Origin of the sequence: Vibrio splendidus (assembly GCF_001557875.1) — a bacterium.
GTDB classification, from domain to species: domain Bacteria; phylum Pseudomonadota; class Gammaproteobacteria; order Enterobacterales; family Vibrionaceae; genus Vibrio; species Vibrio splendidus_F.
In genome coordinates, this window is the sequence record NZ_LNRF01000021.1 from 1 (window position 1) to 1,607 (window position 1,607).

At 45.7% G+C, this 1,607-nt stretch carries 12 tRNA genes; all 12 read left to right on the forward strand.

The annotated features are described in order from the left end of the window. The first annotated feature begins 41 nt into the window (after positions 1 to 41). Positions 42 to 126 (forward strand) — tRNA-Leu (locus tag ATB74_RS23185). Positions 127 to 156: 30 nt separating this feature from the next. Next, a tRNA-Gln gene (locus ATB74_RS23190) sits at positions 157 to 231 on the forward strand. 95 nt (positions 232 to 326) lie between these two features. Beyond that, a tRNA-Leu gene (locus ATB74_RS23195) sits at positions 327 to 411 on the forward strand. Between the two features lie 30 nt (positions 412 to 441). Further along, positions 442 to 516, forward strand: a tRNA-Gln gene (locus tag ATB74_RS23200). A gap of 68 nt (positions 517 to 584) precedes the next feature. Next, positions 585 to 669, forward strand: a tRNA-Leu gene (locus tag ATB74_RS23205). A gap of 30 nt (positions 670 to 699) precedes the next feature. After that, a tRNA-Gln gene (locus ATB74_RS23210) sits at positions 700 to 774 on the forward strand. Between the two features lie 68 nt (positions 775 to 842). Next, positions 843 to 927: transfer RNA gene (locus ATB74_RS23215), tRNA-Leu, on the forward strand. A gap of 51 nt (positions 928 to 978) precedes the next feature. Further along, positions 979 to 1,055, forward strand: a tRNA-Met gene (locus ATB74_RS23220). 55 nt (positions 1,056 to 1,110) lie between these two features. Continuing rightward, positions 1,111 to 1,195, forward strand: a tRNA-Leu gene (locus ATB74_RS23225). A gap of 30 nt (positions 1,196 to 1,225) precedes the next feature. Continuing rightward, positions 1,226 to 1,300: transfer RNA gene (locus ATB74_RS23230), tRNA-Gln, on the forward strand. Between the two features lie 68 nt (positions 1,301 to 1,368). Beyond that, a tRNA-Leu gene (locus ATB74_RS23235) sits at positions 1,369 to 1,453 on the forward strand. Positions 1,454 to 1,483: 30 nt separating this feature from the next. Beyond that, positions 1,484 to 1,558 (forward strand) — tRNA-Gln (locus ATB74_RS23240). Positions 1,559 to 1,607: the final 49 nt, after the last annotated feature.

Genomic DNA, 1,607 nt, shown 5'->3' on the forward strand with positions numbered 1-1,607 from the left:
TATTGAAGCACCAATATTCGATATGACTATAAAGATTTGCTGCGGTCGTGGCGGAATTGGTAGACGCACCAGATTTAGGTTCTGGCGCCGAGAGGTGTGAGAGTTCAAGTCTCTCCGACCGCACCATTATTTAGATATCTTAAGTGATATCATTGTTGGGCTATCGCCAAGCGGTAAGGCACTGGCTTTTGATGCAAGCATTCCCTGGTTCGAATCCAGGTAGCCCAGCCACTATTTAAAACTCTTTGTTTGATTACTTAAGTAGTTAACCAAGAGAACAACGTTACATCGAATCACCAATGTCGATATAACTATAAAGATTTGCTGCGGTCGTGGCGGAATTGGTAGACGCACCAGATTTAGGTTCTGGCGCCGAGAGGTGTGAGAGTTCAAGTCTCTCCGACCGCACCATTATTTAGATATCTTAAGTGATATCATTGTTGGGCTATCGCCAAGCGGTAAGGCACTGGCTTTTGATGCCAGCATTCCCTGGTTCGAATCCAGGTAGCCCAGCCATTACAACGTTACTTAGACAAACCATAAGTCTTCTTAACTATACTCTTCGCTAGAGTAAAAGCTTTGCTGCGGTCGTGGCGGAATTGGTAGACGCACCAGATTTAGGTTCTGGCGCCGAGAGGTGTGAGAGTTCAAGTCTCTCCGACCGCACCATTATTTAGATATCTTAAGTGATATCACTGTTGGGCTATCGCCAAGCGGTAAGGCACTGGAGTTTGAAGCCGACATTCCCTGGTTCGAATCCAGGTAGCCCAGCCATTACAACGTTACTTAGACAAACCATAAGTCTTCTTAACTATACTCTTCGCTAGAGTAAAAGCTTTGCTGCGGTCGTGGCGGAATTGGTAGACGCACCAGATTTAGGTTCTGGCGCCGAGAGGTGTGAGAGTTCAAGTCTCTCCGACCGCACCATTATTTCTCTTTCATTAGAGAACAAATAGTGAATCTATTTAGATTTATTATGGCTACTTAGCTCAGTTGGTTAGAGCACATCACTCATAATGATGGGGTCGCAGGTTCAAATCCCGCAGTAGCCACCACTTATACAATGTCTTATTGAAGCACCAATATTCGATATGACTATAAAGATTTGCTGCGGTCGTGGCGGAATTGGTAGACGCACCAGATTTAGGTTCTGGCGCCGAGAGGTGTGAGAGTTCAAGTCTCTCCGACCGCACCATTATTTAGATATCTTAAGTGATATCATTGTTGGGCTATCGCCAAGCGGTAAGGCACTGGCTTTTGATGCCAGCATTCCCTGGTTCGAATCCAGGTAGCCCAGCCATTACAACGTTACTTAGACAAACCATAAGTCTTCTTAACTATACTCTTCGCTAGAGTAAAAGCTTTGCTGCGGTCGTGGCGGAATTGGTAGACGCACCAGATTTAGGTTCTGGCGCCGAGAGGTGTGAGAGTTCAAGTCTCTCCGACCGCACCATTATTTAGATATCTTAAGTGATATCATTGTTGGGCTATCGCCAAGCGGTAAGGCACTGGCTTTTGATGCCAGCATTCCCTGGTTCGAATCCAGGTAGCCCAGCCATTACAACGTTACTTAGACAAACCATAAGTCTTCTTAACTATACTCTTCG